Here is a 24,956-nt window from a genome sequence, read left to right as displayed (position 1 = left end):
CATGGGCGAAACCGGGGGTAAACAGGCAAACACCGTTAGGCAAGGGTGGTTGCCGTGTTCTAACGTGAGGCTACGCTACACCCGGCCCCGATAAAGGATGCACCATGAACCGACTCATTCCCTTGCTTGCACTCGGCCTGCTGACCGCCTGCGCCACGGTACCCACCCAGACACCTCGCCCTGAAACCGCTTGGGCGTTGACTGCGAGCGGCAAGCTCTTGCGCATGAATGCCGGCGTGCCGGGCAAGATCGAGCAATCGTTGACCATAAGCGGCCTCGCTAACGGCGAGCAGTTGCTGGGTATCGACTTCCGCTCCACGAACGAGAAGCTTTACGGGCTGGCCAGCAGCGGACGGCTCTACACCGTGGATTTGGGTAGCGGTCAAGCCACGACCGTGACGGCGGGCAATGCAACCCTGCCGGCAGCGGGTGAGTGGGGCGTGGACTTCAATCCGGTGGTAGACCGCCTGCGTGTCGTCAATCATCAGGGGGTAAACTTGCGCCTGCACCCGGATACGGGAGCACAAGTTGATGGCGATCCTGCCGCCGAGGGCGTGCAGCAGGATGCACGGTTGGCCTATGCCGATAGCGATACTGCCGCTGGCAAGGTGCCGTCGATTGCCGGTGCCGCATACACCTACAGCAAGGTCAGCAAGACGGGCACCACCAACTTTGCCATCGATACTGCCGCTGCTGCGCTGGTGACGCAGGGAACACGCGAGGGCGTGCAGCCCGCTGTCGGCCCCAATACCGGCAAGCTGTTTACCGTGGGCAAGCTCGGTATGCAACCCGAGGGGCCGCTGGGTTTCGACATCAGCTGGAAGGACAACGCCGCGTTTGCTAGCTTCCGGACGGCGGGGCAGGCCGCGGCTGGCTTGTATCTGATCGATCTCAATACCGGCGCGGCAACGCTGCTGGGCAATATCGGCAGCCAGGAGACCGTGATCGGCCTGGCCATTGCACCGAGCTGGTAAGCGTAAGCCCGGCCCGGCGTATCCTGCCGGGCCGGATACCGCTTTGTCTCCGGCACCGTGACGGTGCTTTCGCGGCGACTGTCACTTGGTTTCCCCTCGCCAGCGATGCACAGTAGGGCACCCTCAGCGGAGCCCGCCCATGTTTACCCCCGCCACCCGCCATATCCTGCTGTGTGCCGGCATCATCGTCTCGCTGTCGATGGGCATACGCCACGGTTTCGGCTTCTTCCTGCCGCCGATGACCGCCGAATTCGGCTGGAGCCGCGAGGTGTTTGCCTTTGCGCTGGGCTTGCAGAATCTGGTCTGGGGGGCGGCACAGCCGTTTACCGGTGCGCTGGCGGATCGCTACGGAGCCATGCGTGTACTTGTGGTGGGCGCGGTCCTGTATGCGCTGGGTCTGGCGCTGATGACCGTGTCGAGCACCGGTCTGCTGTTCTCGGGCTCGGCCGGCGTGCTGCTGGGTCTGGCTTTGTCGGGCAGCACCTACAGCATCGTGTTTGGTGTGATTGGCCGGGCCGTGCCGGAAAATCAGCGCTCGCAGGCCATGGGCATTGCCTCGGCGGCGGGCAGCTTTGGCCAGTTCCTGATGGTGCCCATCGAGCAGCAGCTGATCGGCGGTGTGGGTTGGAGCCAGGCCTTGCTGATACTCGCGGTGATGTCGCTGCTGATCATCCCGGCTGCGCGCGGCCTGCGCGAACCCGATGTGGGCAATGCCGGCAAATCCGGCCAAAGCGTGTTCGCCGCGGCGCGCGAGGCCTTTGCCTACCCGAGTTTCCAGATGCTGATGGCAGGTTACTTTGTGTGTGGCTTCCAGGTCGTGTTCATTGGCGTGCACCTGCCGGCTTACCTGAGCGACAAGGGACTGCCGGCCAGCACGGCCGCCATCGCTTTGGCCTTGATCGGCCTCTTCAATGTATTTGGCACCTATACGGCCGGCCAGCTGGGTGCTCGGCTGACCAAGAAGTACCTGCTCGCGGGAATCTATCTCTCTCGTGCGCTGGCGATTACCCTCTTCATTGCCTTGCCGCTGTCGTCGATCAGCGTGTGGGTATTTGCCGCGGCCATCGGTTTTCTGTGGCTATCGACCGTGCCGCTGACCAATGGGGTGATCGCCACCATCTTTGGTGTGCGCCATCTGGGCATGTTGTCGGGCTTTGTTTTCTTCTCGCACCAGATCGGCAGCTTCCTCGGCGTCTGGCTGGGTGGCTGGCTTTACGACCACACGGGCAGCTATGACATCGTCTGGTATATCTCGATCGTACTGGGCATCGCTGCGGCCTTGGTGAACTGGCCGATACGCGAATCCGCGATTGCCCGCGCAGCCCCTGTGGCGGCCTGATGAAGCGCTATCTGCCCTGGCTGCTGACAGCCGTCGTGCTGGCTACCGTCTTCACGGCTTACCTGAGCCCCGATGCACAGGTGCTGGTGGCCAACGTGTGGGCTCTGTGCGGCTTCTGATCGGTGCTTAGCGTGGGCAGGCATAAAGCCGCCAGCCCCAGCCGTGCTATGCTCGACGCTCCCTTTCGGGGGACCTCCCAGACCACTTCTGACGCCAGGCCAGCATGTCCGACGAGCTGCTCAAATCCCATCGCGACGCTATCGACGCGCTTGATACGAAAATCCTCCAACTACTGAACGAACGCGCCGGCCACGCGCGCTCGATCGGCGAGCTCAAAGGCGGCGGTCTCGTTTATCGCCCCGAGCGTGAGGCGCAGGTGCTGGCCCGCATCAAGGCGGAGAATCCCGGCCCCTTGCCAGATGAGTCCGTTGCGAAGCTGTTCCGCGAAATCATGTCGGCCTGCCTGAGCATCGAGCGGCCCCTGACCATTGCCTATCTGGGGCCCGAGGGCACCTTCAGCCAATCTGCCGCCATCAAGCATTTTGGCCATGCGGCGGTGACCCAAGCCTGTGCCAGCATCGACGAGGCTTTCCGCACGGTAGAAGCGCGTGCCGCCGATTATGTGGTGGCACCCGTCGAGAACTCCACCGAGGGCGCAGTGGGACGCACGCTGGACCTGATGGTCAACACCCCGCTCAAGGTGTGTGGCGAAGTCGTCCTGCGCATCCATCATCATCTGCTGCGCAAAGAGGCCAGTTTCGACGGCATCCGCCGCGTCTATTCGCATGCGCAGAGCTTGGCGCAGTGCCACGAGTGGCTGAACAAGAATCTGCCTGCCGAGGTCGAGCGCGTATCGGTATCCAGCAATGCCGAGGCCGCGCGCCTGGCGAGCTTGGACCCAAGCTGCGCGGCGATTGCCGGCGATGCAGCGGCCGAGCGCTTCGGCATGATCAAGCTCGCGGCCAATATTGAAGACGAACCGAACAACACCACGCGCTTTCTGGTGCTCGGTTACCACGACACCACGGCCTCGGGCCGAGACAAGACGAGCCTCGTCATGTCGGCGCAGAACCGCGCCGGTGCCGTGCACCAGCTGCTGAGCCCACTGGCCGAACATGGTGTCTCGATGACCAAGTTCGAATCGCGTCCCTCGCGGACCGGGCTGTGGGAATACGTGTTCTTTGTGGATATCGAAGGCCACGCGAGCGAGCAGCGCATCCTGACCATGCTCGATGCCCTGCGGGATCGGGCGGCCTTTGTGAAAGTGCTGGGTTCCTACCCGACGGCCGTCCTCTGATGAACAGCGCGGCCGAGCTGCTGACCGAGTTCTGGCAGCGCATGCAAAGCAACGATTTTGCCCACGCGGCGGCGTTGCTTGCCGACGATTACGTGCTCGAATGGCCGCAATCGGGCGAGCGCATCCGCGGTGCAAGGAATTTTGCGCGCATGAACAGCGAGTATCCGGCGCACGGCCGCTGGCAGTTCACCCTCAATCAGCTGGTCTGCGCAGGGGATGAGGTGGTGACCGATGTCTCGGTGACCGATGGCGTCCAGCAGGGCAGGGCCATTACCTTCAGTACCGTGCGCAAGGGGAAAATCTGTTTCCAGCGCGAGTTCTGGCCCGAGCCCTTTGCCGCGCCGGAAAATCGCCAGCATCTGGTGGAGCGTTTCTGATGCAATCGGTGTGTGTGTTCTGTGGCTCGTCCTATGGCAAGCGCGATGTTTACCGTGAGACCGCCCAGGCGCTGGGCCATGAGCTGGCACGCCAGCAACTGACGCTGGTATGGGGCGGCGGCCATGTGGGCTTGATGGGTACGATTGCCGATGCCGTACTTGATGCTGGCGGCGAGACGGTGGGTGTGATTCCCTCATTCATGGTCGAGAAAGAGCTGGCGCATCCGGATAGCACGGAGCTGATCGAAGTCGACAGCATGCATACACGCAAGGCGCTGATGGCCGAACGTGCTGATGGCTTCATCGCCATGCCCGGTGGATTTGGCACAGCCGACGAACTGTTCGAAATCCTCACCTGGGCCCAGCTGCATATCCACAAGAAGCCGGTGGGTCTGCTCAATGTGGCGGGGTTCTTCGACCCGCTGCTGGCCTGGATACGCCATGCCGAGGCCGAGGGCTTTATCCGCCCAGGCCATCTGGATCTGCTGATCGTCGCCGACACGCCTGATACTTTGCTGGATGCCATGCGCCAGCACCGTGAGCCTGAGGGCGACTGGGCTGACAAGGTCAACCGCGCCAAACCCTGATTGGTGGCGCTGCTGCAAGGAAACCGCATGTCCGAGTGGACGTCTCCCGAAATCGTTGTGCAGCGTCAACTTGATGCCTACAACGCCCGCAATGTCGAAGCCTGGCTAGCCACCTACGCGCCCGATGCAAAACAGTACGAACATCCGGACAAGTTGTTGGCGAATGGCCATGCCGAAATGCGCGCACGCATTCAGACCCGCTTCGCCGAGCCAGACCTGCATGCCAAGCTGATCAAGCGCAGCGTGATGGGCAATGTAGTGATCGATCACGAAGACGTTACCCGCAATCTGCCGGAGGGCATAGGCAGGGTGGAGCTGGTGTGCATCTATGTGGTCGAGCGCGGACTGATTCAGAGCGCCTCCTTCTTGTTTGGTCCGCCATTCATCATGCAGGCCAGGGTGAGCTGAGCGTGGCAGACCGCGATAGTCCCACTGGCGCGCACGCGACGATACTGCGCGACCAGATCGCTGCAACCCCATGGTTGATGGCTGCCCTGCGTGCTGCACGGACACTGGATTTACCCCATTGGTGCATCGCTGCCGGCGCGGTACGCAATCTTGTGTGGGAGCGCGCTCATGATCGGGATACCACGCAATACAGTGGCGCCGATATTGACCTGCTGTACTTTGATGACCGTGAGGACGAGGCCGTGCTGGAGATGGAAGTCTCCGCCAAGCTGCAGGAACTCGCGCCTGATTACACCTGGGAACCCGTGAATCAGGCTCAGGTGCATCTGTGGTATGCCGATGTGTTTGGTGAGTCGATAGCCCCTTGCGCGAGTCTGGCCGATGGTATGGCGCGTTGGCCGGAAACCGCCACCGCGGTGGGTGTCTGGCTGGATGCGGACGATGCGCTGCAGCTCATCGCCCCGTTGGGGCTGGATGATCTTTACAGCCTGACCCTGCGGCACAACCGACATGGTGTCAGCCGCCGGCAGTTTGAAGCTCGTTTGACCAATAAAGCCTTTATGCAACGCTGGCCACGGCTGACCGTGGCGGCAGACTGAAAACGTACCTAGAGATCACCACCATGTCGCTGACCCATCTCGCTCCTGAATACATCCGCGCGATTGCACCCTATGTGCCCGGCAAACCCACCTCGGAACTGGCACGTGAACTGGGTCTGGACGAGGCCAGCATCGTCAAGCTCGCTTCCAATGAGAACCCGCTGGGAATCAGCCCCAAAGCCAAGGCCGCGATGTTGGCTGCGATGGATGATTTGTCCCGCTACCCGGATGGCAATGGTTTTGAACTCAAAGCCGCCATCGCCCGTCGTTTTGGTGTGGCCCCCAACCAGCTGGTGCTCGGTAATGGTTCCAACGACATTCTGGAGCTGGCTGCCCGTACTTTCCTGACGCCGGCGGATACCGTGGTGTATTCGCAATACTCGTTTGCCGTGTACCCGCTGGCCACACAGGCCGTCGGTGCGAGGGGGATCGAGGTGCGCGCGGTGGAGTATGGCCATGATCTGGATGCCATGCTGGCGGCGATCCAGCCCGATACCAAGCTGGTGTTCATTGCCAACCCCAACAACCCCACCGGCACGCTATGCCGCCCCGGCGATGTGGTCGAGTTCCTCGAAAAATGTCCGCCGCAGGTGCTGGTTGTGCTGGATGAGGCGTATACCGAATTCCTGCCCAAGGAAAAGCGTCTGGATTCGATTGCGCTGTTGCAGCGCTTCCCCAATCTGATCATCAGCCGCACTTTGTCCAAGGCATACGGGCTGGCTGGCGCGCGCATCGGCTTTGCCATGGCTTCACCCGAGGTGGCCGATCTGATGAATCGTGTGCGCCAACCGTTCAATGTGAACAGCCTAGCGCAGGCGGCGGCGGTGGCGGCGCTGGATGATCTGGATTTCCTGCGCGAAACCGTGCGTATCAATGCTGAGGGCATGGCACAGATCACGGCGGCATTCGTACGCCTGGGTGTGCCCTTCATTCCCAGCTATGGCAACTTCATCACCTTCCATGTGGGTGATGGCCCGGCACTGAATCGCTACATGCTCGAACAAGGTGTCATCATCCGGCCGCTGGCGAGCTATGGTATGAGAGACAGCCTGCGCGTTTCGATCGGGCTGCCGGAAGAAAACGCACGATTCATCGCGGTACTCGAAGCAGCGCTCGACGGCTGACCAAGTTCTGTCAAGCCGGGCAGGGCGCGGAGGGAAACCATGATCTACGCGCTCTGTTTTGATACCAACACCGTCTATTGCTTCCGCAGCGAACGCGAAGCCAGTGCTTATTGCCGGGAGCATGCGGGCGACTGGCAGCTCTGCGATGAACGCGGTCAGGCCATCTATCCGCCCGGTTTCAGCCCGCGCATGCAAGTGGGGCTACTGGCGGCACATGTGTTCTTGGCCGATATGCACGAGTCCGGCAACAGCCAACCCAGCTACGCACCGGATAGCCTGTTGCCTGCGGGTAACGCGTAGGCGCTTGTCAGCCCTTGTCGCCCAGTGTTTGCGTCGCCAGGACCAAGTCCTGCCAAGCCTTGGCTTTGTCGGGCAGATTGCGCAGCAGATACGCCGGGTGATAACTGACCACCACCGGAATGCCGCGGTAATCGTGCAGTTTGCCGCGCAGGCTGGAGATGGTGGCTTCGCGCCCCAGGATGGTCTGCACGGCAAAGCGGCCAACGGCGAAGATGAGTTTGGGCTGGATTAATTCGATCTGGCGGTGCAGGAAGGGCGCGCAAAGTGCCAGCTCGTCCGGTTCAGGATTCCGGTTCTGCGGTGGGCGGCATTTGAGCGTATTGAGGATGTAGACATTTTCGCTGCGGCTGCGATCGATGCTGGTCAGCATGCTATCCAGCAACTTGCCTGCCTGGCCCACGAAGGGCTCGCCTTGGCGGTCTTCTTCCGCTCCTGGTGCTTCGCCAACCACCAGCCAGTCGGCTTGCGGATTGCCAACACCGAACACAGTCTTGCTGCGGGATTTGCACAGCCCGCAGGCGGTGCAGCCACTTACCTCGGTTTGCAGCGTCGCCCAGTCCAACTGCGCAATCCGGGTTGCCCGAGCGCGGTGGTCTAATGCTTTGGCGGTGTCCTCTTCTACTGCAGCATCGGGCTTGCCGGGCGGCGCAATGACGGCCGCGGCGGAAGAGAGGCTACGCGGGGCAATCGTCGGCGCGGGGTCAGGACGGGACGCGATGATCTCGGTGATGGCGGCGGGGGGGGCTGACGCGCCAGCGGTCGCCGCTTCGTCAGCTTGTGCCAGTAGCTCGCGGCGTACCCATAGGGGCAGTAGATCCAGCTCTTCGAGTATCTGCGGGGTATGCTCGGTACTCATCGTCCACCTTCGTCCAGCGTCAAGGCCATCAGGATCGCATCTTCGCGGCCTTCGTGGGCACGGTAGTAGCCTTTGCGCTGACCGGTCTGCACAAAGCCAAGGCGCCGGTAAAGCGCCTGCGCGGCCTGATTGCTTTTGCGCACCTCCAGCAACAGTATGGCAGCGCCGTTCTCGGCGCCGTAGTCCATGCACAGTTCGACCAGCTTCCGTGCAATGCCGCGACGTTGCCACTGGGGATGGACGCCGATCGTGAGTAGCGACAGCTCATCCAGGACCAGATCGACCACCGCATAAGCGATCACCATGCCCTGTTCGGTTCCGACCCAGGCCTTATGCCCGGCAGTCAGCGAGCTGGCGAACTGCATCGCGGTCCAGGGAAAGGCTTGCAAGGTGGTCTCGATTTCCGCCACGGCAGGCAGATCAGCCGCTTGCAAGGGGCGGTATTCAATCAGCGGATTCATTGTTTTCCAGTAATCTGCAATATTCACATCTTCTGGCCTGAATTTACCCGCTCGGCATAAAGCGAGGCGAGCATAATCGGCTGGTCTTCCTACGTTCCTGTGCAACACACCATGCCCAATCCTCAGTCCAGCATCGGTATCGTGATCAATCTGGATTACCTGTGCCTGCCTTATGACCTCTGCCGCAAGCTGTGGACAATGGTCGAAGGGGCTATGTTGAGTGCCGGCTTTGTGCTCGATGGGCGTGTCTTTGTTTCGGGCACGAACCCGGATGTCGTCCAGCGCGCGCGCGATGTAATGAAGCGCCTTGAGCCGGCGTTCGAGGCGTTGGGGGTGAGCCAGTTCGAAGCGATCAGGGACTTCTACTCCTTTGATCTGTCCACTCGGGTGGACCTCAACATTGTGGATTCGATCTCCTCGGTCGAAGTCTACGAACTCCCGGTCTGATTCCCTGGCGCTACGTGGGCAGGTCTAGGCTTTCATGCCCTGTGCCACGCGCTCGCTGGTCTTGAGGGCTACCTTGTCCCGGATATACACCAGCTCCAGTTGATCCGCAGGCTTGGCTAGGCCGGCTAGAAACTGCGGCTCCGCCAGCGCGAGCACCCCGCGGGCATGCGGCAGTTGCGCTGCATCCACACCGGAAAGTGCCGCTTCATAGCGCTGTGTCAGCCTCTCCGCATGGACCACAAAGCCGCTGCCGACACCGAGCCAGCGGCCATCAGGCAGATCAGGTAGATCAGGTAGATCATCGGGCCGGCAGACGCGGGTGGTGACGCGTTCATCCCATCCCTCGGCATTACGGCAGAATGCCGCCAGATATAACTCGCCCATCCTGGCATCCAGTGCCACCAGCACCGCATCTTCATGCCGGTCTGCGGCCATGGCGGCGAGGGTGTTGACACCCAGCGCCGGGATATCGAGCCCGAAAGCGAGGCCTTGTGCGATGCCGCAGCCTATCCGCAAGCCGGTAAACGAACCGGGGCCGACCGATAGTGCAATGCCATCCAGTGCCTTCAGGCTGGCACCGGCATCGGCGAGCAGGGCCATGATTTCAGGCAGGGCCAGCTCGGCATGGCGCTGCTGTGCCTGCCATTCACGGGTGATGAGCTCCCCCTTGTAGCGCAAGGCAAGCGAGAGGGAGTCGGTCGCGGTATCGAGAGCTAGCAGGTTCATGGTGGGCATCGCGAGTGAAGACCCGATTCTAGCATGCGCCCCATGGGCCACCCGGCGCTCACCCATACACGGGCACGGCGCGCGAGCATGGGGGACGGCAATCAGCGACAATACGGCCCGTGTCTAACCTGCCCAAGCCTGAACGCCGAGCCCGATGAATGTTCTGATTGCCTGTGCCGGCAGTGCCGGCGATGTTCACCCGTTCATGGCAATAGGCCAGGCACTGCGACAGCGTGGCCATCATGTCACCCTGTTTGCATCGCCCTATTTTCAGGACCGCATCCTGAGGGCTGGCTTACGCTTTGTACCCATTGGCGACTTGGCCGATTATGAAGCGATTGTCGGTAACCCAGACCTTTGGCACCCACGTCGCGGTTTTCCCCTGATCTGGGCGGCCATGCAGCAACAGCTCGAAGCCTGTTACCACGCCCTCACTGCACATCTGGGGCCTGACACCATCCTGATAGGCAGCACCCTGGCCTGGCCCGCGAGACTGGTACAGGAGACTCATCGCGTGCCGCTGGCGACGATCCATCTCTCCCCGGCCAACTTTCTCTCGGCGATGGCGCCGCCCGCATTGCCCGGACTGGCCTGGCTGGCGAGCATGCCAGCCTGGTTCCGCCGCGTCGCCATGGCGGCCGTGAGCCGGCTGGTACTCGACCGGATGATCAAGCCGGATTTCAATGCACTGCGCGCGCGCCTGGGCTTGCCGCCAGCAAGCAATGTGATGGGAAGCTGGATGCATTCGCCCGACTGCGTCATTGGCGCTTTCCCCGACTGGTTTGCGCCGGTGCAGGCCGACTGGCCGGCGAATACCTCCTGTACCCATTTCACCATGTTGGCGGCCCCGCCCGGTGCGGTACTGGACCCCTTGCTGGCAAGATTCATCCAGGCGGGCCCCGCACCCATTGCCTTCACTCCGGGTTCCGCCATGGCCCACGGCCGTGCATTCTTTGAACGGGCCATCGAGGCTAGCCATGCACTGGGGCGGCGAGCCATCCTGATCACGCCCTGGCGTGAGCAGCTGCCTGATCCTTTGCCCAAACATGTACGACATGTCAGCTACGTGCCGTTTGATCTGCTCATGCCCAAGGTGGCAGCCTTTGTCCACCACGGCGGGATCGGGACTCTGGCCCAATGTCTTGCGGCGGGTGTGCCACAGCTGCTTGTCCCGTTTGCTCATGATCAGTTTGACAATGCGCGACGAATCAGCCGGCTGGGTGCAGGCCTGACCGTATCGACCAGAGACAGTAAGGCAATCTGGGCCGAGCGGCTGATGACCTTGCTGGAGAGCCGGGAGATACAGCACGCGTGTGCCGATCTGGCTGCGCGCATGCCGCGAGAGCCTGTCAGCGAGGTCTTGCTGGCCAGACTAGAGGCGATGGCCTCGCCGCAGGCGCGCTAAGGAGTGTTTGCGCTTGTCCATACGACTTAGGGATGAGAGGAATATCGTACGTTAGTACCGTGGACTGCTTGGTGGTCGGCATGGGCGGCTCGTACAATAGCGCCTATGTAATACGAGACCGGCAGGGTGCTGATCGGGCGTCTAGACTATCTGGATGAACCCGTCCCGGCCGGCAAATAACGATAAGCTGACGCCGCACGGGAGAGAAGGAAAGCCATGGATCGCAACGACATATTGAGCGCTACGCGAACCGAGTTCCTGCGCGGCTATACGGAGGCCTTGCGGGCAGTATTTCCAGTCAGCACCCAGCGCCTTTACGAGAAGGCGGACAAGTCGACCTCTTCCAGGGATCAGCGCCGCTATCTTGAGGCGCGCGCCGCGCTGGGTCACCACGGCAATACGATACAAAGCCAGGCAGTGCAGAGCATGGAGCAGCTGCTCAATCGGGCTTTCCGCACCGCTTTCAGTAATTTCCGGCCCACGTTCAGTGCGCCGATCTCCCAGTCGTCTCTCTCGCTCGTCGACGCCAATGTGGTTGAGGGCGAGTTGCATATCGGGCAGGTAACCCAGCGCTACCGCAATGCGGCTGAGGAATCGCTGCGTGATCTCAATATCCGCGTGGCTTTGCTGTTTGATCAGGAAAACATTCAGGAGCGAGAGAACCCGTTCCGTCCTTACCTGATTTCGCGTGCCTTCTTTACTGCGGTGGAGCAGCTGAGTCTGGATGAGGAAACATCGACCACGCTGATTGATCAGGTTTGTGAGGATCTGGTCGAACCCGTCAAGCGTCTCTACGCTGATCTCAACGATATTCTGGCGGACTACGGGATTGCCGTGGAGCTCAAGACCCGGGTGAGCCACACGCCGGCCCCGCGCAGGCAGTCCGCCCCAGCCGGCCCCTTGGATGAAACGGCATCGGGTGATCAGGACATGTCCGGCCCGGTGGATAGCTATCCTCAGGGTAGCGTGGCGGGCAGCCCTTATGGACAGGCACAGGGTGCCATGGCCGCGCAATCCGGTGGTGGACAAGCCGCCGGCCCCTCGCAGGCGGGCTTCGGTGGTCAGGTAGACAGGCTGATGCAGATGGTGCGTCGTCCGGGCTATGCCTTTGGCCATGCCGATGCCGCTACGGATCAGGGCAGTGGATCAGGTGGTGCGGCATCGATGGAAGCGAATGTCGGCGCCCAGGCGACCTCGTCACCTGGCCCGGCGGGTGGTTTTACACAGATGGCGCGTTCGGGCTGGCTCGCGGGTACGGAGCGCGTCGGCAATGCACTGCGCGGTTTCTTCCGCAGTGGCAGGGCGCCGGAGATCGCCGGTAGTCCCCTGGAGGGCAGTACCCAGGCCCGTCAGGTGCTCACTGCCTCGATCAGCGGCATGCAGCGTCATGCCACGCCCAGCGTGGATGAGATGTACGGGGAGGATGGTGAGGTCCGTAATCTCATCATGGAGAATCACGCCAGCCTGACCGAGATGGCCAAGGGCGTGAACGAACAGATGATCATCGACGTGGTGGCCATGCTGTTCGAGTTCATCCTGCGTGATGATCAGGTGCCGGCCGAAGTACGTGCCCAATTGGGCCGCCTGCAGTTCTTGGTGCTCAAGATCGCGCTGATGGACCCGGCGATGTTCACCCAGCATCACCATCCGGCTCGCGTGCTCGTCAACCGTATCGGTTCGATCTCGGTAGGTCTGGAAAAGGCCGGCGCCAATACCGAGGCGATGGCGACCGAAATCCGTCAGATCATCGAGCGCCTGCTGGCCGAAGAGCACGAGAATGTCGGTCTGTTCTCGAAGATGCTCGACGAGTTCGATACCTTTATCGCGCGTCAGCTGCGCGCCGCGGACGAGCAGGTTGAAAAGGCGGTGCAAGCGGTGGAAGCCGCTGAAAGCCGTACTCTTCAGTTTGCACGCACCACGGCGGCGATTGCCGACACCCTCACCGGCCTCACCCTGGACCCGTATCTGCATGATTTCCTGATCAATGGCTGGGCACACGCTATTGCCCATGCCGAGCAGAACGATCCGGCCAAGGCGGGCCGCTTCTGGATGCTGATCCCGGATCTGATCTGGAGCATTGCGCCCAAAATGAGCAAGCCCGAGCGTGATCGCTTGCTTGGCCAGATTCCTACCCTGCTCAAGACGCTCAAAGAAGGTATCGAACTGATCGGCTGGACCCAGCCGCAACAGCAGGCTTTGCAATCGTGGTTGATCGATGCCCATACCCATGCCCTGCGCACCAGCCAGGTGGCAGCGGTGGTGCCCTCGATCGAGCAGATGCGCGAGCGCTTTGGTGCGCAGTCTCCCGTAGACCCGAATGCCATGGCACGTGTCTCGCGTGGCGAGGTCAATCGGGATGTGCTGGATCAGACCATACGCGAGCTGGAAGTGGAGCTGAACCTGCTGGATCAGGTGCTGGATCAGACCGGCGAGATGGCCGCCGAGACTGGCGGGGCGCTGGCAAGTGTGATGGCAGGCGCAGACGGCGCGGAGCTGGATCCTGATGCCGAAGCCATGGCGCGACTCAAGAGCGGGGTGGCCATCGAGATCAATCTTGCCGGCAAACCCAATCAGGCTCGCCTCAACTGGATCAACCCCTCGGAAACCAATCTGGTGCTGACCATCGAAGGCGACAGCAAGCCGGCCATGGTGACAGTGCGTACCTTCCTGCGCCTGATGCGTACCGGCCGCGCCCGTTTTGTGGAGGCCGCGCCGCTGTTCGAGCGTGCCGTGCAGTCGCTGCTGACTTCGGCGGACCAGGTTGATCGTGGCGAAGTCCCGCTGGCCGCAGCGGCTTGAGGTTTGTCTGGTCATTCAGTTTTTCAGAACAATCAAACCAGTTCATTTCGCTATCCCTGCCATGATGGTCGCGCAACAATGGCGACCATCAAGCTGATCATCTGATCAGAATCACTGAAAGGGATGGCGTCATATGGAAACCACATCAGCCAAAACGGTGCAAGCGACGACCCCAATGGCGAATGCCAAGGCGGGGCAGACCCGTGAGGTCGAGCGTATTGCCAACGGTATGCCGACTTCGGATGGCGCGGGCGTCAAGCTGCTGCGCGTACTCACCCCCGATCTGCAGCAGCGCCTCGATCCCTTCCTGATGCTCGACTACTTCGAGAGCGATAACCCGGATGATTATCTGGCCGGCTTCCCCGATCACCCGCATCGCGGCTTCGAGACCGTGACGTACATGCTCGCTGGCCGCATGCGCCATCGTGATAACGCGGGCAATGAGGGGCTGCTTGGTCCCGGTGGCGTGCAATGGATGACGGCGGCTCGCGGTATCGTTCATTCGGAATTGCCCGAGCAGGAAAACGGCTTGATGCAAGGATTCCAGCTCTGGGTCAATCTGCCCGGCCGCAGCAAAATGGGCGAACCCGGTTATCGCGATATCCCGGCCAGCGAGATTCCTGAAGTAACCATGCCGAATGCACAGGTGCGGGTAATCGCGGGGCATTTTGCCGGCGTCGATGGTGCGGTACAGAAGGGCGACACGGAGCCCGTATATCTGGATGTCACGCTTCAGCCCGGATCTACCTTTGAGCACGTGTTGCCATCCAACTACAACGCCTTTGCCTATGTATATGAGGGTGTGGCGGCGCTGGGTGCGCGTGGACAAGTCGTCAAGCCGAGGCAGATGGCCATCTTTGACAACCGCGATGGCCACGATCTGATCCGTGTGGCAGCGAGCGATATGTTGACCCGTTTTCTACTGATCGCGGGCAAGCCGCTACGTGAGCCGATCGCGCAATGGGGACCCTTTGTCATGAATACCCGTGAAGAAGTCATCCAGGCAGTGGAAGATTTCCGCGCCGGCAAATTTTGAGAGGAGTGACGCATGTCCATCCTGCATTTGCTCAAGCCGCATGAGAAAGACATAGGCGGCTTCTCAGTTAAGCGCCTGTTACCGTCATTGCCTGTGCAGGCAGTCGGCCCATTTATCTTCTTCGATCATATGGGGCCGGCGGTCTTTGCGCCGGGGCAGGGCATGGATGTGCGCCCGCACCCGCATATCGGCCTCGCCACGGTGACGTATCTCTATGAAGGTGAAATCTTCCATCGCGACAGTCTGGGCAACGAACAGGTCATCCGACCGGGTGATGTGAACTGGATGACAGCAGGTCATGGCGTGACTCACTCCGAGCGCACGCCGGACGATGTGCGTGCCAGCGGCCAGCGTATCCACGGGATTCAGACCTGGTTTGCGTTACCGATGAAGGATGAGCAGGCAGAACCGGGCTTCTGGCACCATCCCGCAGCCAGCTTACCGCTGATCATCACGCCGGGCGTGCAGCTGCGCGTGATTCTGGGCCGTGCCTATGGGCAGCTCTCTCCCGTGCACACTTACGGCGATACCTTGTATGTTGCGGGTGAACTGGAGGCGGGTGCACAGTTCGAGATCCCGGCTGATCATGCGGAGCGTGGCGTCTATCTGGCCAGTGGCGCCATCGAAATTGATGGTGTCGCTCTGCTGCCTGGACAGCTGGCGGTTCTGCAACCCGGTGTCACCGTGACGGTCAGCGCGCAGCAGGAAACACGCTTGCTGGTGCTGGGCGGTGAGCCGCTGGATGGTCCGCGCTTCATCTGGTGGAACTTTGTCGCCAGCCGGCGCGAGCTGATCGAGGCCGCCAAGCAGCGCTGGAGTGAGGGTGGGTTCCCCGCCGTGCCTGGCGAGACCGAATTCATACCGCTGCCTGCACGCTAAGCGGGTAAAGCGCAAAACAAGAAAGGGCACCGGTTGGTGCCCTTTCTTGTTTGCAGCCGGTTACCCGGCCACGTGCGGTTTATTCAGACTTGGTTTCCACCATTACCAGCGGCTCTTGCGAGGCCGGCGTGGCAGCCAAGTCCGGCTTGACCTCGCTGCGACGACGACGTGTCGGCAGCTCGACCGGTGCCACATCAACCGGCTCGAAAGCCTTGGTGCTGACTTGTACCAGACCGACGGCTTCCGGGCTGGCAATTTCCGGTAGCTTGGGTGCAGGTGCAGCGACAGGCGCCACCTCCGCGACGACCTTCGGCAGGGGCTCGGCAACCGTCTCGGCTTCTGCCATGGCCACAGGGCTTACCTCAGGCGTCGGCACGGCCGGTGCCGGTGCGACTTCCGCCTGAACCACCGGGGCAGCTTCTGCGGCTACAGGTGCAGAAGCGACGGCCTCCACAGGGGCCTCGCTGACCTGGGCAGCAACTTCTGCGGCTTCTGCGACTGCAGACGCGACCGGGCTGACTTCTTCGGCAGCGGGGAGGGTCACTTCGGGCACAACTTCAGCGCGCTCGGCGGGCGCTGCTACTGGCACGGATACCGGCGCAGGTGCGACGGCCTCCACGTTACCCGTCTCGACGCTGGCGGCTTCCGTCCCCAGATCAAGGCCTTCACCCTGTTGTGTGGCTTGCGTACCTTCGGCATTGCGCTCACCACGACCGCCACGACGACCGCGACGGCGACGACCGCGACCTTCGCTGGTCTCGGCGGCTTCAGGCGCCTGGCCATCGGCCGGCAGCAGATTCTGTTGCACTGGCAGTTCACCTGCCTCGGCTGCTGCAGCGGCGGCTGCCTGACGTGCCTCGGCTTGCGCCTTGCGTGATTCATTCTGCTGGCGTGGCTCGCGTGGTTCCCGCGGCTCGCGCTCGGCACGCGGTTCACGTTCTGCCCGGCCCTCACGCGGCTCACGCTCGGCGCGGGCTTCGCCGGCCTCACGCGGTGCACGTGGCTCACGGGGCTGACGCGGCTCACGGGCTTCGCGCGGCTCGCTCTGGCGCGATTCATTCTGCGCCTGACGATCCCCACGGCCTTCGCCGCCACGTTCGTTATTGCGACCTTCGCCGCGTTCGCGACGACCTTCGCGCTTTTCGCGTGGCTGTTCGTCTTCCTCGATACGTGGTTTGCCACCACCGCGGCCTTCGTTGCGACGGCCTTCATTGCGCTGTTCGTTGTTGCGCTCGCCGTTACGATCGCGACGGCCACCTTCACCGCGACGATTGCCACCGCGCTCGCGACCAGTCTTGTTGGCTGGAACGGGGCGCTTGTCGGCTTCTGCTTCTTCGCCCTTGAACCAGCTGACGATGCGAGCCAGCAGGCCCGGCTTGGCTTCGACGACGGGTGCCTTTTCCTGTGCGATCGGGGCGGGCTGCGACGGGGTGATACCCTTGACAGCCGCTTCCTGACGCGGCTTGGCATCGGCTTCGGGCTTGCCCTTGCCGTGGTGGTGCTCTTCCTCTGGCGGGGCTTCAACCATCTTGTACGAGGGCAGCACTTCGTCGATCTGGTTCAGATCGTCGTGGCGCAGGCGGATGATGCTGTAGTTGGGTGTTTCGAGGTGCATGTTCGGAATCAGCACCACGTTGACCTTGAGGCGCGATTCGATCGAGAAGATGTCGGCACGCTTCTCGTTGAGCAAGAAGGTAGCTACATCGACCGGCACCTGTGCGTGTACGGCGCCCGTGTTTTCCTTCATCGCCTCTTCCTGGATGATGCGCAGGATGTGCAGGGCCGACGATTCGGTACCGCGGATGAAGCCGGTGCCATGGCAGCGAGGGCAAGGCTGGTGAGCGGTTTCGCCCAGGCTCGGTTGCAGGCGCTGGCGCGACAGTTCCATCAGGCCGAAGCGCGAGATCTTGCCGGTCTGGACGCGGGCACGATCATGGTGCAGGGCTTCGCGCAGACGGTTTTCCACCTCGCGCTGGTTGCCGGCCTTTTCCATGTCGATGAAGTCGATGACGATGAGGCCGCCCAGGTCGCGCAGGCGCAGCTGGCGGGCGATTTCGTCGGCGGCTTCGAGGTTGGTGCGCAGCGCGGTCTCTTCGATATCGCCGCCCTTGGTCGAGCGCGCCGAGTTCACGTCCACCGACACCAAGGCTTCGGTGTGGTCGATCACGATGGCGCCGCCTGATGGCAGGGCCACTTCACGCGAGTAGGCTGTTTCGATCTGGTGTTCGATCTGGAAGCGCGAGAACAGCGGGACATCGTCCTTGTAGAGCTTCACGCGGTTCACGAAACCGGGCATCACATGGCTCATGAACTGCTTGGCCTGATCGCAGACGAACTCGGTATCGATGAGGATTTCGCCGATATCGGGCTGGTAGTAATCGCGGATGGCGCGGATTACAAGGCTGCCTTCCTGATAGATCAGGAACGGGCCGCTTTGCGAACCGGCGGCGTTTTCAATGGCGCGCCACAGTTGCAGCAGGTAGTTCAAGTCCCATTGCAGCTCTTCGGCGGTGCGGCCGATGCCGGCGGTGCGGGCAATGATGGACATGCCGCTCGGCACGTCGAGTTGGTCCATGGTAGCGCGCAGTTCCTGACGCTCCTCACCCTCAATACGGCGCGATACGCCACCGCCACGCGGGTTGTTGGGCATCAGGACCAGATAACGGCCTGCCAGCGAGATGAAGGTGGTGAGGGCGGCGCCCTTGTTGCCGCGTTCGTCCTTTTCAACCTGGACGATCAGCTCCATGCCTTCCTTGAGCGCATCCTGGATGCGCGAACGGCCATCGGCGCCGTCCTTGAAGTAGGCGCGGGCAACTTCCTTGAAAGGGAGGAAACCGTGGCGGTCGGTACCGTAATCGACAAAGCAGGCTTCGAGCGAGGGCTCGATGCGGGTGATGGTGGCTTTGTAGATATTGCTCTTGCGTTGTTCTTTGCCGACGGTCTCGATGTCGAGGTCGATCAGTTTCTGACCGTCAACAATGGCGACGCGCAGCTCTTCGGCTTGCGTCGCATTGAACAGCATGCGTTTCATGTTTCGTTCTCCCGCCGCCGGACAGGCACGGGCGAACACACCGACGGGGGTAAGCCGTCAGGGAAGACTCAGGCGGTAAGGCGTTGCGGTGTGATAGGCAAGGCGGTGAATCCTGGGTTGCTTCAGGTCGTCGCGGCCGAAAGTCGTCGCCGCGCACGGGTGTGTTCTTGGTATTAGCGGCTGATGTCTGCAAGAAACATCAGCCTGCGGTGTCCGGTCGTGCGTTTTGTCACAGTGTCGTCGTTGCTTGCCGGTGAACGACGTTAACCGCACCGACTGGTCGGCGATGCCGAGGCTCTCCCGGGTGCGGCGCATGAAGCGCTTGCGTCTGCCTTGCGCGCTGGGTGACCACGTTGATGGACACGGCAAGAGAGAAAAAGACGCGGGGAAAGAGCGGGCAAGGCCGCGCGAGTCGGTCGCGCGTGAGATAATCCGTCGCTTTACAGAACCGCTGGTGCTTTTGACCCCGCGGTATTAACGGACGATCCTTCAAGCCAGACGGGCCAAACAATACCGGTCTGCCTAGGTTTCAGGACGTCGTGAGTATATGCCAGATGGACACCCCTAGCAAAGTCTCATACCTGACCGTCACGGCCGAAGAAGCAGGCCAGCGGCTCGACAACTATCTGGTCAAGCATCTCAAGGGCGCGCCCAAGACGCTGGTCTACCGGATCATCCGCTCCGGAGAGGTCCGCGTGAACAAGGGCAGGGCCGATGCCACCTACCGGATTGCCGATGGTGACGTCATCCGTGTGCCGCCGATCCGCCTTTCGGAAAACGCCGGCAAGACGGACCCGGCCGCCGCGCGAGGCCCTGCACTCCCTGTTCTATACGAAGACGACGCGCTTCTGGTGGTCAACAAACCTGCAGGCCTGGCCGTACATGGCGGGAGCGGTGTCAGTTTTGGTGTGATCGAGCAGCTGCGGGCGCAGCGTCCCCAAGCCAAGTTTCTGGAGTTGGTACACCGGCTTGATCGGGAGACCTCGGGCGTATTGATGATTGCCAAAAAGCGCAGCGCACTGGTCGCGCTGCACGAGCTGCTGCGCAACGATCGCGGTATGGACAAACGCTATCTGGCGCTGGTGAAGGGCGAGTTCCCCGATGGCCGCCGCCACGTGCGTTTCAAGCTGAACAAATACGTGACCGAAGACGGCGAGCGACGGGTATCGGTAACGCCCGACGGTATGGAGTCGCACACCATCTTCAATCGCCGCGCCCGTTATCGTGGTGCCACCTTGCTGGAGTGCGAACTCAAGACGGGGCGGACACATCAGATCCGCGTGCACTGCGCCCAATCGGGCTTTCCGATTCTGGGCGACGAAAAGTACGGGGACTTCCCCCATAACAAGCAACTCGCGCGGGAAGGGCTCAAGCGCATGTTCCTGCACGCATGGCGCCTTAGTCTGAATCATCCATTGACAGCTGAGCCACTGGTATTTGAAGCCGAGGTGCCAGCCGAGTTGCAGACTTATCTCAACAAGCTGGAGTCGCTGGCATGACGCGCCGCTTTGATCTGCTGATATTCGACTGGGATGGCACGCTCGCCGACTCTACGGCGCTGATTACCAGCTCGATCCAGCTGGCCTTTGCCGATGCGGGCCTGCCGGTGCCCAGCCGCCGAGATGCCAGTTTTGTGATCGGCTATGGCCTGAGTGATGCCATGCAGCATCTTGCGCCGCAGGCTAGCACCACCCAAATCGCCCGGATTGTAGAGGCTTACAAGCATCACTATCTGGCGCGAGACGGTGAAATCGCCTTGTTCGAGGGCGTGCAGGATGCGCTCGCACATTATCGGCAGGCTGGCTACCAGCTCGCCGTCGCCACGGGCAAGTCACGCCGTGGACTGGATCGTGTGCTGGATCAGACCGGCTTGGGCGTCTGTTTCGATGCTACCCGCTGTGCCGACGAGTGCCACTCCAAGCCTCATCCCCAGATGATCGAAGAATTACTTGAGGTGCTGGAGGTCGATACCAGCCGGGCCGTCATGGTGGGTGATACCACGCATGATCTGCAGATGGCCGTGAATGCCAACACCGCCTCACTGGCCGTGAGCTACGGCGCCCACCCCAGAGAGGATCTAGCAGCGATGGCCCCTCTGGGCCTCTTTGACAGCTTTACCGAGCTGGACAGCTGGTTGCGCAAGCATGGCTGATACACCCTCGCGCAAGTGGCGCATCTGCGCCTCGGCGGATTTGCCAGAAGGTGGTCTGGGGAAGCGATTCGATGCCGAATGGCGCGGTGTCCCCGCGCCGGCGTTTGTGGTGCGCTGGGGAGGCGAGGTCCATGCCTATCTGAACCAGTGCGCCCATATTCCGATCGAACTCGATTTCAACGAAGGTGATTTCTTCGACCTAAGCCGCAGCTATTTGATCTGTGCAACACACGGCGCTTACTATAGGCCGGATACAGGCTTGTGCCTGGGCGGACCTTGCAAGGGTGCGAGGCTGACCAAGCTGGTTGCGGTGGAGGAAGCGGGCGAGGTGTATTTCCTGCCTGATGCCCCGCTATCAAAATGATAAGAGAGCAAAGTAATGAGTGAACAGAACGAACCGCAGTGGGAACGCCAGACGCTTGAGAAGGTGTTGATGACGGCCCTGAAGGAGCAGCGCAAAGGTCGCAACTGGAGCATTTTTTTCCGCTTTGCCGGTCTCACCTGGCTGTTTCTGGTGCTGGCCATCATTGTGACCTGGCGTAGCCATGATGGTGCCGAGACAGCAAAGACCCTGGGCCCGCATACCGCGCTCATTGATCTGGATGGCGTGATCGCCGCCGGCAGTCCGGCCAATGCCGATACCATCAATGAAGGGCTGCGGAATGCCTTCAAGGACAAGAACACCAAGGGCGTGATCCTGCGGATCAACAGTCCTGGCGGCAGTCCGGTGCAAGCCGGCCAGATCAACGACGAGATCAAGCGCCAGCGCAAGTTGCATCCGGATATCCCGCTCTACGTGGTGGTCGAGGATATCTGTGCCTCTGGTGGTTACTATGTCGCGGTGGCGGCCGACAAGATTTTCGTTGATAAGGCCAGCCTGATTGGCTCTATCGGTGTTTTGATGGATGGCTTCGGCTTTACCGGTACCATGGAAAAGCTGGGTATCGAGCGTCGCCTGCTGACCGCGGGTGATAACAAGGGCTTTCTGGACCCGTTCTCGCCCCAATCGCCCGAGCAGGTTGAGTTCGCCAAGCAGATGCTGGGCGAAGTGCATCAGCAATTCATCGATGTGGTCCGCAAGGGGCGTGGCAAGCGTCTCAAGGAGTCGCCGGACATGTTCTCTGGCCTGATCTGGAGCGGTGAGCGGGGTGTGCAGCTGGGACTGGCAGATGGCTTCGGCAGTGCAGATGTCGTGGCGCGCGATGTCATCAAGGCGGAGGATATTGTCGACTTCACGCCGCGTGAAGACTGGGCGCAACGGTTCGCCCGCAGTATTGGTGCTGAAGCAGGCGCCAAGCTGGCGAGCAGCTTGCAGCTGAGTCTAAAGTAAGGATTGTGAACCACAGGCCCGGTTCGTCCGGGCCTGTTTCCTTTGGGGCGGGGAGGCATCGATGGCGCGCAAGAAACGGCCGGAAGAACATGAAAACCACGAACGCTGGCTGGTGTCCTATGCGGATTTCATCACCCTGCTGTTTGCTTTTTTTGTGGTGATGTATGCCATTTCCCAGGTCAACGAGGGCAAGTACAAAGTGCTCTCCAACTCCCTGACGGTGGCATTCAACCCCGAAAGCAGCACGGATTCCTTGATCAAGACCCAGGTTGGCGGCGCCAATCAGACCTTGATCGCCTTGCCCTACAAAGATCGCCGCGAGGCTGCCCAGGCTCAGCAGATCATCAAGGAGCGGGCGCAGCGGGCGCAGGCCATGAAGGAGATGGCGACCGACCTGCGTGAGGGACTTGCCCCCTTGATTGATGAAGGCCAGGTGCGGGTTAGCGAGAGCAGCCGCGGCATCACGATCGAGGTGAATGCCAGTCTGCTGTTTCCTGTGGGCTCTGCAACCCTGGATGCGAAGTCGTCTGAATCGCTGGTTGCCATCGCCCGAAAGCTGGCACCAAGCCAGAACCTGATCCAGATCGAAGGCCACACGGACAACGTGCCGATTGCCTCACCACAGTTTCCATCCAACTGGGAATTGTCGGCGGCCCGTGCCGGTACGGTGGTGCGCCTGTTCGAAGCCAGTGGCGTTGGTGCCAAGCGGCTTGTGGCAATTGGCTACAGTGACAATCGTGGCATGGAGTCCAATGAGACGCCAGAGGGCCGGGCCAGGAACCGTCGGGTGACCATCCAGATTCTGGCGGATGACAAAGATGCGGTCGCCACCTTGCCTGCACCACAGACCTGATCTGATCGATAGCCAATCAGCCTTTGTTCGGACTGTTTAAGGTCAGCGTGACTCGACAAACTTCAAGCCGATGATGCCAGCCACGATCAGGCCCAGGCACAACAGGCGCGGGGCGCTGGCACTTTCGCCAAATAGCCAGATACTCAGCACTACGGTGCCCACGGCGCCAATGCCGGTCCAGACTGCATAGGCAGTGCCCAGTGGCAGCGTTCGCATCGCAAGACCCAGCAGCGCAATGCTGCCGGCCATGGCAACTACCGTGGCCACACTGGGCCACAGGCGGGTAAAGCCGGCAGAGTACTTGAGCCCGATGGCCCAGCCGATCTCCAATAGTCCCGCCAGCAGCAATATCCACCACGCCATGATGCTTTCTCCTGGGCTGAGCTTGTTTTGCCGACGATAGGGGTGGTGCCTAAACCTTGCCCAGTGAACCGCTTGGCCGTGAAAGGCGGGGCTGGCCGTAGGCATCGTACGAGAGATTGGCTTGCTGGCTGGCCTGTAGCAGGACCATGAGCTGCTGGTTCTGTTGTTGCCGGGTCGCGATCAGTTGCCCGTTTGTATTGTTGAGCGCGCTGGCCTGACGGGCCGCCTGAATGATATTGACCCAGATGCTGGCAATGGGCGCCAACAACTCTGGGGGCAACAGGCGTATCGCGGTCATGAGGTGGGGTGGGTCGTCCGACAAAGTGACACCATTGGCAACGAAGAGCCGCTTGCGATCCTTGGCCAGTGCTTCCAGCGTCTGTGCGAGCGCCGCTTTCTGCTTGGTGAGTGGATCAAGCTCCATCAGGGTATTGGCAATCAGCGATGCCTGCTCCTGCTCAAGCAGGGTGACGAACTGGCGGATGTATTCCAGCTCGGATTCCAGGGCTGTCTGCAGTGCAGTCGCGGTCATGGTGGGGCTTTCTGGCAGGGCGGGTCGTATCGACGGTGGAGCAAATGCAAAACGCCGGCGGCCGGGTTAGCGGCGGGCCGGCGTTGCAGTGAAGTATGCCGCGTTGTGCGACAACCGTCAGTGCTTGTCGGAAAGCAGTTCCTTGACGCTCGCGATCAAGCGGTCGGCAATGGCTTCGGCCTGAACACTGAATCGCCCTTCGCTGATGGCTTTGCGGATCTCGGCTACCTTGGCTTCATCCACGGCGGGTTGGGTCGAGAGGGCGGCCTCCAGAGTGGCGAGGCGGGCGCTGAACGACTTGATATCAACGCTGTCGGACTGCACCTCGGTGCTGGCCGCACTATCCCGGCCCTCACCTTTCGCAGCGCGCGCGTCGCCTCGCGCATTGACTGCGCCTAGCGGCTTGCCTGTGTTGTCGATTTTCATGGTTTTGCTCCTTGACCCATCGAGGGGTCAGGTCCTGTCTATGGTTTGCGCGATATATCGACAGGCTTAAGCGGAACTTTAGCGCGGATTGCAAAAAAATATCGGGACCATTCGTCTGTCCGCAAGGTGCTTGGCGCTCACCATGGATTTCGGCTAGATTCGCTGCAACTTGAACCGTCAGGAGTTCCTCATGCAGCTGGTCACCCCCCGTTTTGGCACGCTTGAGATTGATGAGGCCTCCATCATCACTTTCCCTTCCGGCTTGCCCGGGTTCGAGCACTGCAAGCGTTTCAAGCTGCTGCATCAGGAAAGTCCTGATCCGGTCGTGATGTGGCTGCAATCGGTTGATGATACGGCGGTAGTACTCAATGTGCTCGATGCAAGCATGCTGGGATTGCCCTACAAGCTTGATCTCGACGATGCGGAGAGCGCACTGATCAACTGGCAGGAAGGTTGCGAGATCCTGCTGCTGTTGACCTTGAGTCGGGATACTGGCGAAAGCGGAATTCGCGCCAACATGCAGTCGCCTATCGTTCTCAATGCCTCAGCAAAACTGGCATTCCAGAAGACAGGCGTGCAGCCGGAGTTGGTCTTCAATCCCCGTAATTGAGGGGTTTTCTGCCGGACGGCTGCTTGAACGGGTGGTTTGTCAATC

At 61.3% G+C, this 24,956-nt stretch carries 27 protein-coding genes; 20 read left to right on the top strand and 7 right to left on the bottom strand.

The features are described 5' to 3' along the window. The first annotated feature begins 104 nt into the window (after positions 1-104). The 9 genes from O9X62_RS13475 (at position 105) to O9X62_RS13435 (ending at position 7,005) form a co-directional block, all read left to right on the top strand. Positions 105-974 carry a DUF4394 domain-containing protein gene (locus O9X62_RS13475; protein WP_269533426.1) on the top strand — a complete coding sequence of 290 codons (870 nt, stop codon included), beginning with the start codon at positions 105-107 and terminating at the stop codon, positions 972-974. 139 nt (positions 975-1,113) lie between these two features. After that, on the top strand, positions 1,114-2,313 hold the full coding sequence (locus tag O9X62_RS13470; RefSeq protein ID WP_269533425.1) for an MFS transporter: 1,200 nt from the start codon (positions 1,114-1,116) through the stop codon (positions 2,311-2,313). Positions 2,314-2,536: 223 nt separating this feature from the next. Continuing rightward, on the top strand, positions 2,537-3,610 hold the full coding sequence (pheA, locus tag O9X62_RS13465) for a prephenate dehydratase (RefSeq protein WP_269533424.1): 1,074 nt from the start codon (positions 2,537-2,539) through the stop codon (positions 3,608-3,610). Then, a complete protein-coding gene (locus tag O9X62_RS13460; RefSeq protein ID WP_269533423.1) occupies positions 3,610-3,987 on the top strand; it encodes a nuclear transport factor 2 family protein in 378 nt (125 codons plus the stop codon). The genes pheA and O9X62_RS13460 overlap by 1 nt, the downstream gene beginning before the upstream one ends. After that, the gene (locus O9X62_RS13455; protein ID WP_269533422.1) at positions 3,987-4,574 is read left to right on the top strand and encodes a TIGR00730 family Rossman fold protein; all 588 of its coding nucleotides are present in this window, start codon (positions 3,987-3,989) and stop codon (positions 4,572-4,574) included. The genes O9X62_RS13460 and O9X62_RS13455 overlap by 1 nt, the downstream gene beginning before the upstream one ends. A gap of 27 nt (positions 4,575-4,601) precedes the next feature. Next, positions 4,602-4,982 (top strand): nuclear transport factor 2 family protein, encoded by a 381-nt coding sequence (locus tag O9X62_RS13450; RefSeq protein WP_269533421.1) that lies wholly within the window; start codon positions 4,602-4,604, stop codon positions 4,980-4,982. A gap of 2 nt (positions 4,983-4,984) precedes the next feature. After that, the gene (locus O9X62_RS13445) at positions 4,985-5,581 is read left to right on the top strand and encodes a nucleotidyltransferase family protein (RefSeq protein WP_269533420.1); all 597 of its coding nucleotides are present in this window, start codon (positions 4,985-4,987) and stop codon (positions 5,579-5,581) included. Between the two features lie 23 nt (positions 5,582-5,604). Further along, positions 5,605-6,705: a histidinol-phosphate transaminase gene (gene hisC, locus O9X62_RS13440; protein ID WP_269533419.1), complete on the top strand. Its 1,101-nt coding sequence runs from the start codon at positions 5,605-5,607 to the stop codon at positions 6,703-6,705. A 39-nt stretch (positions 6,706-6,744) separates the two neighbouring features. Next, the gene (locus O9X62_RS13435; protein WP_269533418.1) at positions 6,745-7,005 is read left to right on the top strand and encodes a hypothetical protein; all 261 of its coding nucleotides are present in this window, start codon (positions 6,745-6,747) and stop codon (positions 7,003-7,005) included. Between the two features lie 7 nt (positions 7,006-7,012). On the opposite strand, the gene O9X62_RS13430 is transcribed toward O9X62_RS13435, so the two are convergent. Together O9X62_RS13430 and rimI are read right to left on the bottom strand one after the other, a co-directional pair. Next, a complete protein-coding gene (locus O9X62_RS13430; protein ID WP_269533417.1) occupies positions 7,013-7,861 on the bottom strand; it encodes a uracil-DNA glycosylase family protein in 849 nt (282 codons plus the stop codon). Beyond that, positions 7,858-8,322, bottom strand: coding sequence for a ribosomal protein S18-alanine N-acetyltransferase (gene rimI, locus O9X62_RS13425; RefSeq protein ID WP_269533416.1), 465 nt, complete (start codon positions 8,320-8,322; stop codon positions 7,858-7,860). The genes O9X62_RS13430 and rimI overlap by 4 nt, the downstream gene beginning before the upstream one ends. A 111-nt stretch (positions 8,323-8,433) precedes the next feature. On the opposite strand from rimI, the gene O9X62_RS13420 reads away from it, so the two are divergent. Further along, entirely contained in the window at positions 8,434-8,769 is a 336-nt protein-coding gene (locus tag O9X62_RS13420) for a hypothetical protein (protein ID WP_269533415.1), read from the top strand. Positions 8,770-8,793: 24 nt separating this feature from the next. Here the strand turns inward: O9X62_RS13420 and tsaB are convergent, their stop codons facing one another. After that, positions 8,794-9,495: a tRNA (adenosine(37)-N6)-threonylcarbamoyltransferase complex dimerization subunit type 1 TsaB gene (gene tsaB, locus O9X62_RS13415; RefSeq protein WP_269533414.1), complete on the bottom strand. Its 702-nt coding sequence runs from the start codon at positions 9,493-9,495 to the stop codon at positions 8,794-8,796. Between the two features lie 154 nt (positions 9,496-9,649). Here tsaB and O9X62_RS13410 point away from each other — a divergent pair, with 154 nt between their 5' ends. From O9X62_RS13410 to O9X62_RS13395, 4 genes are all read left to right on the top strand, one after another. Beyond that, a complete protein-coding gene (locus tag O9X62_RS13410; RefSeq protein ID WP_269533413.1) occupies positions 9,650-10,900 on the top strand; it encodes a glycosyltransferase in 1,251 nt (416 codons plus the stop codon). A gap of 216 nt (positions 10,901-11,116) precedes the next feature. After that, entirely contained in the window at positions 11,117-13,699 is a 2,583-nt protein-coding gene (locus tag O9X62_RS13405) for a DUF1631 family protein (RefSeq protein ID WP_269533412.1), read from the top strand. A 133-nt stretch (positions 13,700-13,832) separates the two neighbouring features. After that, positions 13,833-14,735 (top strand): pirin family protein, encoded by a 903-nt coding sequence (locus O9X62_RS13400; protein WP_308446477.1) that lies wholly within the window; start codon positions 13,833-13,835, stop codon positions 14,733-14,735. Between the two features lie 12 nt (positions 14,736-14,747). Then, positions 14,748-15,614, top strand: coding sequence for a pirin family protein (locus O9X62_RS13395; protein ID WP_269533411.1), 867 nt, complete (start codon positions 14,748-14,750; stop codon positions 15,612-15,614). 79 nt (positions 15,615-15,693) lie between these two features. Here O9X62_RS13395 and O9X62_RS13390 read toward each other — a convergent pair whose 3' ends face one another. Next, a complete protein-coding gene (locus O9X62_RS13390; RefSeq protein ID WP_269533410.1) occupies positions 15,694-18,645 on the bottom strand; it encodes an Rne/Rng family ribonuclease in 2,952 nt (983 codons plus the stop codon). A 554-nt stretch (positions 18,646-19,199) separates the two neighbouring features. Here O9X62_RS13390 and O9X62_RS13385 point away from each other — a divergent pair. From O9X62_RS13385 to motD, 5 genes are all read left to right on the top strand, one after another. After that, a complete protein-coding gene (locus O9X62_RS13385) occupies positions 19,200-20,144 on the top strand; it encodes an RluA family pseudouridine synthase (RefSeq protein WP_269533409.1) in 945 nt (314 codons plus the stop codon). Further along, positions 20,141-20,797 (top strand): HAD-IIIA family hydrolase, encoded by a 657-nt coding sequence (locus O9X62_RS13380; RefSeq protein WP_269533408.1) that lies wholly within the window; start codon positions 20,141-20,143, stop codon positions 20,795-20,797. Before O9X62_RS13385 ends, O9X62_RS13380 begins: the two co-directional genes overlap by 4 nt. Then, complete coding sequence (locus O9X62_RS13375) at positions 20,790-21,161, top strand: Rieske 2Fe-2S domain-containing protein (RefSeq protein ID WP_269533407.1); 372 nt, start codon at positions 20,790-20,792, stop codon at positions 21,159-21,161. Before O9X62_RS13380 ends, O9X62_RS13375 begins: the two co-directional genes overlap by 8 nt. Positions 21,162-21,176: 15 nt before the next feature. Then, positions 21,177-22,127, top strand: coding sequence for a S49 family peptidase (locus O9X62_RS13370; RefSeq protein ID WP_269533406.1), 951 nt, complete (start codon positions 21,177-21,179; stop codon positions 22,125-22,127). Positions 22,128-22,188: 61 nt separating this feature from the next. Next, positions 22,189-22,980, top strand: coding sequence for a flagellar motor protein MotD (motD, locus tag O9X62_RS13365; RefSeq protein WP_269533405.1), 792 nt, complete (start codon positions 22,189-22,191; stop codon positions 22,978-22,980). 42 nt (positions 22,981-23,022) lie between these two features. On the opposite strand, the gene sugE is transcribed toward motD, so the two are convergent. The 3 genes from sugE to flgM form a co-directional block, all read right to left on the bottom strand. After that, positions 23,023-23,343 carry a quaternary ammonium compound efflux SMR transporter SugE gene (gene sugE / locus O9X62_RS13360; RefSeq protein WP_269533404.1) on the bottom strand — a complete coding sequence of 107 codons (321 nt, stop codon included), beginning with the start codon at positions 23,341-23,343 and terminating at the stop codon, positions 23,023-23,025. A 49-nt stretch (positions 23,344-23,392) separates the two neighbouring features. Further along, positions 23,393-23,875: a flagella synthesis protein FlgN gene (locus tag O9X62_RS13355; protein WP_269533402.1), complete on the bottom strand. Its 483-nt coding sequence runs from the start codon at positions 23,873-23,875 to the stop codon at positions 23,393-23,395. Positions 23,876-23,992: 117 nt separating this feature from the next. Beyond that, complete coding sequence (flgM, locus tag O9X62_RS13350; protein ID WP_269533400.1) at positions 23,993-24,301, bottom strand: flagellar biosynthesis anti-sigma factor FlgM; 309 nt, start codon at positions 24,299-24,301, stop codon at positions 23,993-23,995. A 190-nt stretch (positions 24,302-24,491) separates the two neighbouring features. Here flgM and fliW point away from each other — a divergent pair, with 190 nt between their 5' ends. Beyond that, complete coding sequence (gene fliW, locus O9X62_RS13345; RefSeq protein ID WP_269533399.1) at positions 24,492-24,911, top strand: flagellar assembly protein FliW; 420 nt, start codon at positions 24,492-24,494, stop codon at positions 24,909-24,911. The last annotated feature ends 45 nt before the right edge of the window (positions 24,912-24,956 follow it).

The organism is Chitinimonas sp. BJYL2, from assembly GCF_027257935.1.
Taxonomy (GTDB): domain Bacteria; phylum Pseudomonadota; class Gammaproteobacteria; order Burkholderiales; family Chitinimonadaceae; genus Chitinimonas.
Note: the sequence above shows the minus strand (reverse complement) of the source record. Positions and strands in the feature narration are given on the sequence as shown.